The following is a 13,292-nucleotide window of genomic DNA, read 5'->3' on the forward strand; positions in this document are numbered from 1 at the left end:
CGCTTAACCGGCTGTAACCGGTGCCGCTGGCTTGGCCACCGAACACAGGCGAATGGAGTCGGCAAGAATCTCGATGGCTTTCGGCCGTGGGAAGCTCGCGCGCCAGGCAATCGCTACGGTGCGGAATGGCACTGGCGGCGACAGCGGACGCACTTCGAGCACGCCCGGGGCGTAGTGATGGCTGTCGACTGCTGACAGCGGCAGGATCGAAATGCCCAGCCCCGAAGCGACCATGTGACGAATGGTTTCCAGCGAGCTGGATTCGACTGTGGTGTGCTTGGCGCCGTCGCTGCCCTTGGTCAGGGTCGGGCAGGCTTCGAGCACCTGATCGCGGAAGCAGTGGCCTTCGCCGAGCAGCAGCAGGCTCTTGTCGTTGAGCAGGCCGGCGTCGATGGTTTCTTTTTGCGTCCACGGGTGCTGGGCCGGCATCAGGACGTAGAACGGCTCGTCGTAGAGTTGCAGGGTCAGCACGTCGGCTTCGTTGAACGGCAGGGCGATGATGATCGCGTCGAGCTCGCCGTTGCGCAGTTTGTCGCGCAGCACGTGGGTGAAGTTTTCTTCGATGTACAACGGCATCTGCGGGGCGACCCGGTGCAGTTGTGGAATCAGGTGCGGGAACAGATACGGGCCGACAGTGTAGATCGCGCCGACTTTCAGCGGAGCGGTCAGCTGGTTCTTGCCGGCCTGGGCCAGTTCGCGGATGCCCTGCGCTTGCTCCAGCACTTTCTGCGCCTGGGCGACGATGCCTTCGCCGACCGGGGTCACACGCACGGCGCTTTTGCTGCGCTCGAAAATCAGCACACCGAGTTCGTCTTCAAGTTTCTTCACACCCACCGACAGGGTCGGCTGGCTGACGTGGCATTTCTCGGCGGCATGGCCGAAATGCTGCTCTTGGGCGAGGGTAACGATGTAGCGTAATTCTGTGAGGGTCATAGCAAGCGTCCATGAAGATGCGGGCCAAGCATACCGGCTGCAATCGATAGACGCACGTTATCAGACTGAGTGAGGAATGCGACACCGGGCAATGTGTGTTTGCCGCGTACAGATATGCAAAAGGCACCTTTCGGTGCCTTTTTTGCTGGATTCCCCGGTTGGCGGAGGTACCTGTGGGAGCTGGCTTGCCAGCGATAGCGGTGGGTCAGTAGGTAAATTCTTGTCTGACACACTGCAATCGCTGGCAAGCCAGCTCCCACAGGGTTTTGTGTGGCCTTAACGGCGGCGTTCCAGCGAGTAAACAAACGGCGCAACAATTTCAATCGAGCCATTGGTCAACATGTCGGCCGGCGGCTTGGGCAGCGGTTGGGCGCGGCGGATCATTTCCAGGGTTGCCCGGTCCAGATCGGCGTTGCCGGAACGGCCCACCAGTTCGAACGACAGCACGTTGCCTTCGGCATCAACCACGAAGCGCAGACGGTTCAAGCCTTCCTTGCCCCGCGCCTGGGCGCTTTGCGGATACTTCTTGTACTTCGCCAGATGCGCGAGCAGCGTGCCTTGCCAGCTGGCCTTCGCAGCCATCTGTGCCGGCGACGGGCCCGGTGCAGGCTGGGCGGATTTCTCCGTCGGTGTCTGGGTCGGCTGAGCGTCGGACGGCTTTTCCTCGGAAGGTTTTTCCTTCGGCGGATCAGGCAGCTTCTTCTCGACCGGCTTCGGCGGTTTAGGCTTTGGCGGTTTGGGTTTCGGCTTGGGTACCGCGATTTCCGCTTTTGGCGCTTCTGCCATTTTCGGAATCGGCAACTCTTCAACCGGAGCCGGTGGCTGCGGCGGCGTGACGACTTTCGGCGGAGCCGGCGGTGGCGGGGCCGGAACCGGTGCCAGCTCGACCATCATTGCCTGCGGCGGCAATTCGATGGGCGGGCGGGCGGTCCAGTTCAGCGCCAGCGCGATGGCCAGCGCATGAACACCCAGCACCACGGCCAGGCTACCGCCGTAACGCGTCAGCTTATGGCGCGTCGTGATCATTTCTTGGCTGCCGTCTCGAGTCCGACCAGACCGACCTTCAGGTAACCGGCTGCGCGCAGGTTATCCATCACGCTCATCAGGTCGCCGTAGTCCACGCCTTTGTCAGCCTGGAAGAAGATGGTCGTGTCTTTCTTGCCGTGGGTTCTGGCGTCGAGTGTGGCGCCGAGGGCTTCGGCCTTCACTTCGTCTTCGCCGAGGAACAGGCGCTGATCAGCTTTGACGCTGAGGAACACCGGTTTCTCTGGCCGCGGCGCCGGTTTGGCGGTCGAGGCAGGCAGATCGACTTTGATGTCCACGGTGGCGAGCGGAGCTGCCACCATGAAGATGATCAACAGTACCAACATCACGTCGATGAACGGCGTGACATTGATTTCGTGGTTCTCGGCCAGATCGTCGTCTGCGCCTTCTTTCAAATGCAGGCCCATGGCCGATTACCCCACTTTAACCATGTGCGGCTGGGAGCTGCGCTCAGGCTGGTGGTCGAGGTCACGGCTGACCAGCAGCAGGACTTCTGCCGAAGCGTCGGACACCTGCGCCTTGTAACCGGCAATCGAACGGGCGAACACGTTGTAGATGACCACCGCCGGAATCGCAGCGACCAGACCCAGTGCAGTAGCCAACAGTGCTTCCGCGATGCCCGGGGCCACAACGGCGAGGTTGGTGGTCTGGGTTTTGGCGATGCCGATGAAGCTGTTCATGATGCCCCACACGGTACCGAACAGACCGACGAACGGCGCGGTGGAGCCGATGGTGGCGAGCACGCCGGTGCCGCTGCTCATGTTGCGGCCGCAAGCGGCAACCAGACGCTCAAGACGGAAGCTGACGCGTTCCTTGATGCCTTCTTTCTCGCGGCTGTTGACCGACAGGCGCATCTCTTCAAGGGCGTCGTGGACCAGCAGGTTGGCGAGGGTGCCTTCCTTGCCCGCCGTGGCGCTGGCTTCTTTAAGGGTGGTGGCTTTTTTCAGGGCGGCGATTTCGCCCCGTAGACGACGCTTGGCGCCCATCAGCTCAAGGCCTTTGGCGATCCAGATGGTCCAGGTGATGATCGAGGCGATGGCCAGGCCGATCATCACGATTTTCACGATAATGTCGGCGTTCTGGTACATGCCCCATGGCGACAGGTCGTGGGCCATGCCCAGCGTGTTGTCGGCTTCGAGGACTTCCGGGGCATCGGCGGCGTCGGCATCTACTGCTTGAACCGGATCGGTGACAGCAGGCGCAGCAACCGGTGCGGTACCGGCAGGAGCATGCTGCTCGGTGGCGGCCGGAGCGGCAGGGGCCTGAGCGTCAGCGAAAGCGGCGGTCGGCGCCAGCATCAGGCTGAGCAACAGAGCCGCCACTGCGCTCCAGGCGCGAGGTCGTTTGGTTGGCGAAGCGGGAATTTGATTGCGTGTCATGCTGGCCGGACCTGAGATAGAAAAACGTGTGATGCTCTACCAGGCCTCGCAAGGCCGAGAACAAAAGTGGCGTGCATTATTGCAAGTAATTCTTGTTAACAAAAGTAATAGAGTATCTTTTTTTCCTTGATTGCTAGCCACTCGTCCAGTGCCGAGGCTAGTTTGTAGCTTTCCGATGGGAGTTTTTTGATGTCCGCGCCTTCTGTTTTGATCGCCGGTTGTGGTGATGTCGGTAGCCGTCTGGCCACGCAATTGTTGGCCCTGGGCTGGGAGGTTCATGGTCTGCGCCGGGACGTTTCACGCCTGCCGGCCGGGGTGATCGGTGTGGCCGGTGACTTGTTCAATGAAGATTGCCCGGAGACCTGGCCGGTTGGCGCCGTGGATTACCTGGTGTATTGCGCGGCAGCCACCGACCACGATGAGGCCGGTTATCGCGCGGCTTATGTGCAGGGTTTGCAGAATGTACTGAGTTGGCTGGACGACTACGGGCAGACGCCGGATCGCCTGCTGTTCGTGTCCAGCAGCAGCGTTTATGGGCAGCAGGAGGGAGAGTGGGTCGACGAAAGCTCCGAAACCGTCGCGGCCGGCTACTCGGGTCAGGTGATGCTGGAAGCCGAGCAGATCGCGCTGTCCAGTGGCATCCCGGCGAGCATCCTGCGTCTGACCGGCATCTACGGCCCCGGCCGTGAATGGCTGCTGACTCAGGTGCGGCGCGGGTATCGCGTGGCAGTCGAGCCGCCGCTGTACGGCAATCGCATTCATGCCGACGATGCTGCCGGTTTGATGGCGTTTCTGCTGGAAGCGGATCAAAAGGGTGTGGCGCTGGAGAAGGTCTACATCGGCGTCGACGATGCGCCTGCGCCGTTGGCCGAAGTTGTGGGCTGGCTGCGCGAGTATCTGGGTGTGACTGAGTGGGCGGATGACGCCAGCGTGCGCCGTACCGGCAGCAAGCGATGCAGCAATGCGCGGGCGAAAGCGCTGGGCTGGGTGCCGAAATACCCAAGCTATCGCGAAGGTTATGCCGCGATCCTCGAAGGTAAATGCTGACTTCCAGGCACCGGAAATCACTGTGGGAGCTGGCTTGCCAGCGAATACTGCCTGTCAGCCAACATTGATGTTGAACGTGACGGCCTCATCGCTGGCAAGCCAGCTCCCACAGGGTTATGCGTTGTGTTCAGGTGTGCTTACTGTTTTTCCAGCAACCACTTGCGCTCACCCGGGGCGAACTGTGGCTGTTCATCCGCCAGTGCGCTGTTCACCGCTTGCAGGATTTCCAGCTCTTTACCCTTGCGGACAAAGATCCAGTTATTGCCTTGTCCACCCTGTTGCAGCCACATGCTGTCGTGGTCGCTGCTCATCGAGGCGCAATCGCCTGCGAGGCACAAGGCGTAACGATCTGCATTCGGCAGGCCAGTCACCTGACCGTCAGCCTGAAACTGCACGGTGTTGCCTTCGCCGTCACCGCTGGCAATTTTCCAGCTGCCGCCCAGATAAGCGGAATACAGTGCGCGTTCGAAGCTGGCGCCGATCGGTGCACCTTCCGGTACCGGAATCTGCGCGCGGTCGAACAGTTGTTCCGGTTCGTTCTCGGTGGAAGCCTGTTTCAATTGTCGGCCGTCACGTTTCAGCTCACTGCTGGAGCTGCCATAGAAGTCGACTTTCCAGGCGCCGGACTGTTCGCCCAGCAGCCGTCCTTCGACGTTCTCAAAACCGTTGGTGTAGCGGGCCTGACTGGCCTTGGTGTTGATGTCCCATTCCAGATTCGGGCCATAGGCCTGAAGCGCTTCGCGCAGGGGACCGCCCTTGGCGGCAGCATCGATCGCCACCTGGTTGATCCAGGTGCCGCTGATGTCACGGTCGGCAGGGTCGCTGGCGCAGCCGCCGAGGAATATGGCGAGCAGCGAGAGAGCAAGCGCTTTGCGCATGGTGGAATCCTTTCAAAACCTTTTCTTGCAGAGCAGTCGGCGCAGCGTTTGATGGCTGCGCCGTACGCATTACTCGATGACCAGAATGGCATCCATTTCGACTTGCGAACCCTTCGGCAGGGCAGCAACGCCGATGGCGGCGCGGGCCGGGTATGGCTGGTCGAAGTACTTGCCCATGATCTCGTTGACCTTGGCGAAGTGGCTCAGGTCGGTGAGGAAGATGTTCAGTTTGACGATGTCCTTGAACGAACCACCGGCAGCTTCGGCCACGGCTTTGAGGTTCTCGAACACCTGGACGGTCTGGGCTTCGAAGCCTTCCACCAGTTCCATGGTCTTTGGGTCCAGAGGAATCTGGCCCGACATGTAGACGGTGTTGCCGGCCTTGATTGCCTGCGAATAGGTGCCGATGGCAGCTGGGGCCTTGTCGCTGGTGATAACAGTCTTGGTCATGTATGACTCCTTGTAATGGTTCAGTTATGCACGCATGCGGGTGATGCGGATGACCCCGGTCAGAGCGCGCAGTTTCTTGATCACGCGGGCCAGGTGCACACGGTCGTGGACGCTGACCACCAGTTGCACGACGCTGATGCGACCATCGCGTTCGTCCATGCTGATTTTCTCTATATTGCCGTCGGCTGCGTTGACGCTGCTGGCCAGCAGTGCGATCAGGCCGCGCTGATGTTCCAGCTCGACGCGCAGTTCGACGTTGAATTCGCCGGTGACATCCTTGGCCCAGGAGAGCTGGATGCATTTTTCCGGGTTGTGCCTGATCTCGCTGATGTTGCGGCAGTTGTCCAGGTGCACAACCATGCCTTTGCCCGCCGACAGGTGCCCGACAATCGGGTCGCCCGGGATCGGCGTGCAGCATTTGGCGTAGCTGAGTACCAGACCTTCGGTACCGCGAATCGCCAGCGGGCCTTCCGGGCTTGGCAACTGTTCGCCTTCGCCGAGCAGGCGGCGCGCCACCACGTAGGCCATGCGATTACCGAGACCGATGTCTTCCAGCAAATCTTCGATCAGCTCGAGGCGGTATTCGGAGAGCATCGCCTTGACGCGCTCGGCCGGAATTTTTTCCAGCGAGCTGTCGAAACCGTTGAGCACCTTGTTCAGCAGGCGTTCGCCAAGGCTGATGGACTCGGAACGGCGTTGCAGTTTCAGCGCATGGCGGATGTGCGTGCGCGCCTTGCCGGTGACCACGAAGTTGAGCCACGCCGGGTTCGGCCTGGCGCCGGGCGCGCTGACGATCTCCACCGTGGAGCCGCTTTGCAGCGGTTCGGACAGCGGTGCGAGACGTCGGTTGATCCGGCAAGCGATGCAGCTGTTGCCAACGTCGGTGTGTACCGCGTAGGCAAAGTCGACCGCCGTGGAGCCTTTCGGCAGCTCCATGATCCGGCCTTTTGGCGTGAACACGTAGACCTCGTCCGGGAACAGGTCGATCTTCACGCTCTCGATGAATTCCAGCGAGTTGCCGGCGCGTTGCTGCATTTCCAGCACGCCTTTGACCCACTGGCGGGCGCGGGCATGGGTGCCTTTCGGCTGCTCGTCGCCGCTGGATTTGTACAGCCAATGGGCGGCGATGCCGTTGTTGGCCATCTCTTCCATTTCGCGGGTGCGGATCTGAATCTCGATCGGTACACCGTGCATGCCGAACAGCGTGGTGTGCAGCGACTGATAGCCGTTGGCCTTGGGGATCGCGATGTACTCCTTGAAGCGCCCAGGCAACGGTTTGTACAAATTGTGTACAGCGCCGAGCACGCGGTAGCAGGTATCGACCTTGTCGACGATGATCCGGAACGCATAGACGTCCATGATCTCGTTGAAGGCCCGACGCTTGCCGCGCATTTTCTTGTAGATGCCGTAGAGGTGTTTCTGGCGACCGCTGACTTCGCCCTGGATCTCATCGATGGCCAGGCAATGTGCGAGGGATTCTTCGATCTTGTTGACGATTTCCTTGCGGTTGCCCCGGGCGCGTTTGACGGCCTGGTAGATCCGCGCGGAACGCATCGGGTGCATGGCCTTGAAGCCGAGGTCTTCGAACTCTATGCGAATCGCGTGCATACCCAGCCGATTGGCGATGGGTGCATAGATTTCGAGGGTTTCCTTGGCGATGCGCCGGCGTTTTTCGCCGGACAGCACTTCCAGCGTGCGCATGTTGTGCAAGCGGTCGGCGAGTTTGACCAGGATCACGCGAATGTCGCGTGCCATGGCCATGGCCATTTTCTGGAAGTTTTCAGCCTGGGCTTCGGCCTTGGTCTCGAAGTTCATCTGGGTCAGTTTGCTGACCCCGTCGACCAGATCGGCCACGGTTTCACAGACCTGCGCTTGCAGCGCTTCTTTGGCAATACCGGTGTCTTCGATCACGTCATGCAGCATCGCAGCCATCAAACTCTGATGGTCCATGTGCATGTCGGCAAGAATATTCGCCACCGCAAGAGGGTGCGTGACGTACGCCTCGCCGCTGCGACGGCGTTGACCGTCATGGGCTTGTTCGGCGTAGAAGTACGCTCGGCGAACCAGGTTTACCTGGTCCTTGCCGAGATAGGTCGATAAGCGATCGGCGAGGGCGTCTATGCTCGGCATGATGACTCCTGCCGTAGTCTGTATTCCCGCGCCGTGCTACGTCGACCAGGCATAGGCTTAGACGGCCTCGTTGGACTCGTCTTCGAACGCTGCGAACAGCGGCTCGTCCTGAACGATTTCCTGCTCGGCGATGAACTCGTAGCTCATCAGGCCTTCAGCGATTTCACGCAGGGCAACAACGGTAGGCTTGTCGTTTTCCCACTGAACCAGAGGCTCTTTGCCGCCGGTGGCCAGTTGACGGGCACGCTTGGTGGACAGCATGACCAGTTCAAAACGGTTTTCCACGTGGTTCAGGCAGTCTTCAACGGTTACGCGGGCCATGGTATTCCTCGGAGCGAATGCAATATGCGCGCTGCCCGGTTGGGCGAGCGGACTCAACAGTTTAAAAAATCACCAGCGATTAGGGAAGCGCTGATTTTTTGACCAGGCCCTTCAACGCGCTGCAAGTGCCAATGTAAAGCGCTTGCAGCGGTTTTGGGAAGCGCTGATTAGCCGAGCAATTCAGCGAGCAATTTGCCGAAACGCTGCTGTTGGCGCTTCTGTGCCAGCTGATTGGCACGGAAAATCGCCTTCAGATCGTCCAGCGCGTGGGCGAAATCGTCGTTGATGATCAGGTAGTCGTAGTCGACGTAGTGGCTCATCTCGCTGACGGCTTCACGCATCCGGCCGTCGATGATCTCGTCGCTGTCCTGACCGCGATTGGTCAGGCGCTGGTGCAAGGCCTGCAACGATGGCGGCAGAATGAAGATCGAACGCGCCTGCGGCATCAGCTTGCGCACTTGCTCGGCGCCCTGCCAGTCGATTTCCAGAATCAGGTCGTGGCCTTCGTCCAGGGTCTGTTGCAGGTGGCTTTGCGAGGTGCCATAGAGGTTGCCGAAGACTTCGGCGCGCTCCAGGAAATCACCGTGCTCGATCATCTTCACGAACTCGCTGCGTTCGACGAAGTGATAGTTCACGCCATTTTCTTCACCGGGACGCATGGCGCGGGTGGTGTGGGAGACCGAGACGCGGATCTCCGGATTGGCGTCGGTCAAAGCCTTGACCAGACTGCTCTTGCCCGCGCCCGATGGGGCGGAAATGATGTACAGGGTGCCGGTGCTGTGGGTCATGTCGGGGTAGCCTTACTCAATATTCTGCACTTGTTCGCGCATCTGCTCGATCAACACTTTGAGGTTGACGGCGGCTTGGGTGCTGCGCGGGTCGAAGGCCTTGGAGCCCAGTGTGTTGGCTTCGCGGTTGAGTTCCTGCATCAGGAAGTCCAGGCGTCGCCCGGCGGCGCCGCCGGACTTGAGAACCCGGCGAACTTCAATGATGTGGGTGCTCAAGCGGTCCAGTTCTTCGGCCACGTCGCTCTTTTGCGCGAGCATGACCATTTCCTGTTCGAGACGCTGCGGATCAAGCTCGGCCTTCATGTCGGCGAAGCGATCGAGGACCTTCTGGCGCTGGGTCGCGAGCATCTGCGGAACCAGATCGCGCAGGGTCACGACATCTTCTTCAATCGACGTCAGGCGCTCGTTGATCAGGCGTGCCAGTTCCGAACCTTCGCGCTCGCGGCCAGCCTTGAGGTCTTTCAGACCTTGATTGAACAGAGCCAGTGCGTCGGCATTCAGTGCCTGCGGGTCGCTGGCGTCGGCGACCAGCACGCCGGGCCAGGCCAGCACTTCCAGAGGATTCAACGCCGCCGGGTTCTTGATCAGGCTGGCGACGGTTTCAGCGGCGGCGACCAATTGCGCGGCGCGCTCGCGGTCCACTTGCAACGGCTTGCCGGTGCTTTCTTCAGTGAAGCGCAAGGTGCATTCGAGTTTGCCTCGCGACAGGCCCTGACGCAGCGCTTCACGCACGGCGCCTTCGAGGTCGCGAAACGACTCCGGCAGGCGCAGGTGAGGTTCCAGATAGCGGCTGTTGACCGAACGCAGTTCCCAGCTCAGGGTGCCCTGAACGCCGGCTTTTTCAACGCGGGCGAAGGCGGTCATGCTGTGCACCATGGCGGTGACCTCGCAATGCAGATCGACTCGGAGCGTAGGCTCCGCAGCTCGATATCAATGAATTTAAGCCGACTGGCAGCAAAGGCGCAGGATTGTAGCGCAGTGCGGCGAATGCGCCCAAACACACGGTGTGACAAAGGGCTGCAGGCCGTCGGGTAAGTACGTTTCAGGGCCTTCGATCGTCGGGCGAAATTTTTAACCCGTGCCCAGTCGCGGTGCACGGCTCTATAATGCTCGGCAGTTTTCCGTCCCCAGTACAGGTATTCCCTATGAAACGTCCAAGTGGTCGCGCTGCCGATCAGCTCCGCTCGATCCGCATTACCCGCAACTACACCAAACACGCCGAGGGATCTGTACTGGTCGAATTCGGTGATACCAAAGTCATCTGCACCGTCAGCGTCGAAAACGGCGTGCCGCGTTTCCTCAAAGGTCAGGGCCAAGGCTGGTTGACCGCTGAATACGGCATGCTGCCGCGCGCCACTGGCGAGCGTAACCAACGTGAAGCAAGCCGTGGCAAACAGGGCGGTCGTACTCTGGAAATCCAGCGTCTGATCGGTCGTTCGCTGCGCGCCGCGCTGGACATGTCCAAGCTGGGCGACGTCACTCTGTACGTCGACTGCGACGTGATCCAGGCTGACGGCGGTACCCGCACTGCGTCGATCACCGGCGCCATGGTTGCGCTGGTCGATGCTCTGAAAGTGATCAAGAAACGCGGCGGCCTGAAAGGCGGCGACCCGCTCAAGCAAATGATCGGCGCCGTGTCGGTTGGCATGTATCAGGGCGAGCCAGTGCTGGATCTGGACTATCTTGAAGATTCCGCTGCCGAGACTGACCTCAACGTAGTGATGACCAGCTCCGGCGGCTTCATCGAAGTTCAGGGCACCGCTGAAGGCGCGCCGTTCCAGCCTGAAGAGCTGAACGCCATGCTTGAGCTGGCGAAGAAAGGCATGAACGAGATTTTCGACCTGCAAAAGGCTGCACTGGCCGACTGAGCAGGTTCATAACCCGCAAGGAGTCCGCGATGAGTGACGAGCAAGAGCTGCTGCCCAAACCGAGCCAGGAGGTTCGTCAATGGGCGATGTTTTGTCATTTGTCCGCCTTGCTGGGGATCTGGATTCCGTTCGGCAACCTGATCGGGCCACTGATTCTGTGGCAGATGAAGCGCGAAACCGATCCGTTCATCGATGCTCAGGGTAAAGAAGCGCTGAATTTCCAGATCACCGTGGCGATTGCCTCGGCCATCTGCCTGCTGTTGATGTTGCTGATTATCGGCTTCTTCCTGCTTGGCCTGCTGGCCATCGGTGCGCTGGTGCTGACGATCATTGCCGGGGTGAAGGCCAATGACGGGTTCCCTTATCGGTATCCGTTCACTTGGCGGCTGATCAAATAGCGATCAATGCAGAGCCCCTGTGAAGAAGCAGTAAACAAATGCCCTGACTTGTCAGGGCATTTTTGTTTTAGCGCCACAATTAACTACATGCTCGGGTGATATATCCGCGATAACAAAATGCAATAGGAATTTTCCTAAAGAAAACTCTTACATGTTTAGTCACAACTGCAATGCCCCTACGTCGGGTATGTCCTTGGCAATGCCACTTGGCGGTTGATAAAGTTGCCCCACGTCATATTCCCTCTGAAATATTTCGACATATTCAAGCCATCGAAGGTCCTTGAATTTCAAGCAATCAGCGTTGAGACACTCAGCCGATTCATGAGCCGTGCTTAGGTAGAAAAGTGCGCTTGTGAATATACAGCCAAGAATAATCCCAATGATTCAGCTCGATTTTTACGGAACGCTTGTGGCCGCCTCTTTAGTGCTTTTGCTAGGGCGCGGACTGGTTACACGAGTGGGTTTCCTGCGTAATTACAATATCCCTGAACCTGTTGCCGGTGGCCTGTTGGTTGCCCTGGTTCTGCTGGTATTACGAACTTTCGAAATTGAAGTGCGCTTCGATACTTCATTGCAGACGCCATTGATGCTGGCGTTCTTCGCCACCATCGGTTTGAGTGCAGACTTCGCCAGCCTGAGGAAGGGCGGTCGCGTAGTCGGCATTTTTCTGCTGGCGGTGGCCGGTCTGCTGGTCGTTCAGAACGCCATGGGCATCGGCCTCGCCACAATGCTCGGTCTCGATCCATTGATGGGTCTGCTGACCGGTTCGATTACGTTGTCGGGCGGTCACGGTACCGGCGCGGCATGGGGGACGGTGTTCAGCGAGAAGTACGGTCTGGCCTCGGCTTCCGAGTTGGCGATTGCCTCCGCGACGTTTGGTCTGGTGCTGGGCGGTTTGATTGGTGGTCCGGTCGCTCGCCTGCTGATCAAGCGTGTTCAGGTGCCCGGTTGCCAATCTCAGGAAGCTCCCCGGTTACCAAAGGGCTTTGAGCAGCCGAACAAAGAGCGCTCGATTACGCCATTTTCGTTTATCGAGACTCTGGCGCTGATCGCCGTCAGCTTGCTGGCCGGCAATCTTCTGAACGGCTTCCTGCAAGGCACGGCACTTGAGTTGCCGACCTTCGTCTGCGTGCTGTTCGTCGGCGTGGTTTTGCGCAACGGGCTTTCGGCGCTGGGCCTGTATCAGGTATTCGAGCGTGAAGTTTCGGTGCTGGGCAATGTCAGCCTGTCGCTGTTTCTGGCGATTGCCTTGATGTCTCTGAAGCTTTGGGATCTGGCGGCATTGGCCTTGCCGATTTTCATCATTCTGGCCGCGCAAACTCTGGTCATGGCGCTGTTCGCGATTTTCGTGACGTTCAGGGTCATGGGTCGCAATTACGATGCGGCAGTATTGGCGGCAGGGCATTGCGGCTTCGGGCTGGGTGCAACGCCGACGGCCATCGCCAACATGCAGGCGGTGACGCAGCGCTACGGGCCTTCGCAGATTGCGTTTCTTGTGGTGCCGATGGTCGGTGCGTTCTTCATCGATATCATCAATGTCATCGTGATCAAGCTGTACCTTGCGCTACCGTTCTTTTCGGTGACCTGAGTCTCAGGTCATTTCATCGGCGCATAAAAAATGCCCGTATCTCGCGATACGGGCATTTTTTTAACTTCGAATTGACGCTTAGATAGTCAGCGTCCAGTCGTAGTCGACGATCAGCGGTGCGTGCTGCGAGAACCGTGGCTGACGTGGCAGGCGTGCGCTGCGTACAAAGCGGCGCAGGCCCGGGGTCAGCAACTGGTAGTCGAAGCGCCAGCCGAGGTTAAGCATCTCGGCCTGCTCGTTGTCCGGCCACCAGCTGTACTGGTCGCCTTCACGGCTGACTTCGCGCAGGGCATCAACGTAACCCATGTTGCCGACAATCTCGTCCATCCAGGCCCGTTCCGGCGCCAGGAAGCCCGGGGATTGCTGGCTGTCGCGCCAGTTTTTGATGTCGAGCTTCTGATGAGCTAAGTTTTGATAGCCAGTATAATTTTTATATCTAGGTTTGCGTCTTTTTTTTTAGTTGTAGTT

Annotated in this window: 14 protein-coding genes and 1 pseudogene; 4 read left to right on the forward strand and 11 right to left on the reverse strand. The window is 59.4% G+C overall.

The features are described from left to right. Positions 1 to 3: 3 nt before the first annotated feature. The 4 genes from ACIOZM_RS25255 to exbB form a co-directional block, all read right to left on the reverse strand. Positions 4 to 933: a LysR substrate-binding domain-containing protein gene (locus ACIOZM_RS25255; RefSeq protein WP_401218742.1), complete on the reverse strand. Its 930-nt coding sequence runs from the start codon at positions 931 to 933 to the stop codon at positions 4 to 6. A 276-nt stretch (positions 934 to 1,209) separates the two neighbouring features. Continuing rightward, positions 1,210 to 1,959, reverse strand: coding sequence for an energy transducer TonB (locus ACIOZM_RS25260; RefSeq protein ID WP_401218745.1), 750 nt, complete (start codon positions 1,957 to 1,959; stop codon positions 1,210 to 1,212). Further along, complete coding sequence (gene exbD, locus ACIOZM_RS25265) at positions 1,956 to 2,384, reverse strand: TonB system transport protein ExbD (protein WP_401218748.1); 429 nt, start codon at positions 2,382 to 2,384, stop codon at positions 1,956 to 1,958. The genes ACIOZM_RS25260 and exbD overlap by 4 nt, the downstream gene beginning before the upstream one ends. A 6-nt stretch (positions 2,385 to 2,390) precedes the next feature. After that, positions 2,391 to 3,356, reverse strand: coding sequence for a tonB-system energizer ExbB (gene exbB, locus ACIOZM_RS25270; RefSeq protein WP_401218751.1), 966 nt, complete (start codon positions 3,354 to 3,356; stop codon positions 2,391 to 2,393). 189 nt (positions 3,357 to 3,545) lie between these two features. Between exbB and ACIOZM_RS25275 the strand changes: the two genes are divergently transcribed. Next, positions 3,546 to 4,403, forward strand: a complete 858-nt coding sequence (locus ACIOZM_RS25275; protein WP_401218753.1) for an SDR family oxidoreductase — start codon at positions 3,546 to 3,548, stop codon at positions 4,401 to 4,403. 137 nt (positions 4,404 to 4,540) lie between these two features. Here the strand turns inward: ACIOZM_RS25275 and ACIOZM_RS25280 are convergent, their stop codons facing one another. From ACIOZM_RS25280 to ACIOZM_RS25305, 6 genes are all read right to left on the reverse strand, one after another. After that, positions 4,541 to 5,281, reverse strand: a complete 741-nt coding sequence (locus ACIOZM_RS25280) for a hypothetical protein (RefSeq protein ID WP_401218755.1) — start codon at positions 5,279 to 5,281, stop codon at positions 4,541 to 4,543. A 69-nt stretch (positions 5,282 to 5,350) separates the two neighbouring features. Then, the gene (locus ACIOZM_RS25285; RefSeq protein ID WP_003229509.1) at positions 5,351 to 5,731 is read right to left on the reverse strand and encodes a RidA family protein; all 381 of its coding nucleotides are present in this window, start codon (positions 5,729 to 5,731) and stop codon (positions 5,351 to 5,353) included. Between the two features lie 24 nt (positions 5,732 to 5,755). Continuing rightward, entirely contained in the window at positions 5,756 to 7,861 is a 2,106-nt protein-coding gene (spoT, locus tag ACIOZM_RS25290) for a bifunctional GTP diphosphokinase/guanosine-3',5'-bis pyrophosphate 3'-pyrophosphohydrolase (protein ID WP_401218757.1), read from the reverse strand. A gap of 57 nt (positions 7,862 to 7,918) precedes the next feature. Beyond that, complete coding sequence (gene rpoZ / locus ACIOZM_RS25295) at positions 7,919 to 8,182, reverse strand: DNA-directed RNA polymerase subunit omega (RefSeq protein WP_016985812.1); 264 nt, start codon at positions 8,180 to 8,182, stop codon at positions 7,919 to 7,921. A 167-nt stretch (positions 8,183 to 8,349) separates the two neighbouring features. Then, positions 8,350 to 8,970, reverse strand: coding sequence for a guanylate kinase (gene gmk, locus ACIOZM_RS25300; protein WP_401218760.1), 621 nt, complete (start codon positions 8,968 to 8,970; stop codon positions 8,350 to 8,352). A 12-nt stretch (positions 8,971 to 8,982) separates the two neighbouring features. Next, positions 8,983 to 9,846, reverse strand: coding sequence for a YicC/YloC family endoribonuclease (locus ACIOZM_RS25305; protein ID WP_401218763.1), 864 nt, complete (start codon positions 9,844 to 9,846; stop codon positions 8,983 to 8,985). 269 nt (positions 9,847 to 10,115) lie between these two features. On the opposite strand from ACIOZM_RS25305, the gene rph reads away from it, so the two are divergent. From rph to gltS, 3 genes are all read left to right on the forward strand, one after another. Continuing rightward, complete coding sequence (rph, locus tag ACIOZM_RS25310; RefSeq protein ID WP_128604619.1) at positions 10,116 to 10,838, forward strand: ribonuclease PH; 723 nt, start codon at positions 10,116 to 10,118, stop codon at positions 10,836 to 10,838. Between the two features lie 29 nt (positions 10,839 to 10,867). Beyond that, positions 10,868 to 11,236 (forward strand): DUF4870 domain-containing protein, encoded by a 369-nt coding sequence (locus ACIOZM_RS25315; protein WP_095187918.1) that lies wholly within the window; start codon positions 10,868 to 10,870, stop codon positions 11,234 to 11,236. 379 nt (positions 11,237 to 11,615) lie between these two features. Next, positions 11,616 to 12,824: a sodium/glutamate symporter gene (gene gltS, locus ACIOZM_RS25320; RefSeq protein ID WP_401218767.1), complete on the forward strand. Its 1,209-nt coding sequence runs from the start codon at positions 11,616 to 11,618 to the stop codon at positions 12,822 to 12,824. A gap of 78 nt (positions 12,825 to 12,902) precedes the next feature. On the opposite strand, the pseudogene crc reads toward gltS, so the two are convergent. Then, positions 12,903 to 13,280 (reverse strand): annotated as a pseudogene (gene crc / locus ACIOZM_RS25325) (catabolite repression control protein Crc); the annotation flags it as partial. Positions 13,281 to 13,292: the final 12 nt, after the last annotated feature.

Source organism: Pseudomonas sp. NPDC087346 (assembly GCF_044744235.1).
Taxonomy (GTDB): domain Bacteria; phylum Pseudomonadota; class Gammaproteobacteria; order Pseudomonadales; family Pseudomonadaceae; genus Aquipseudomonas.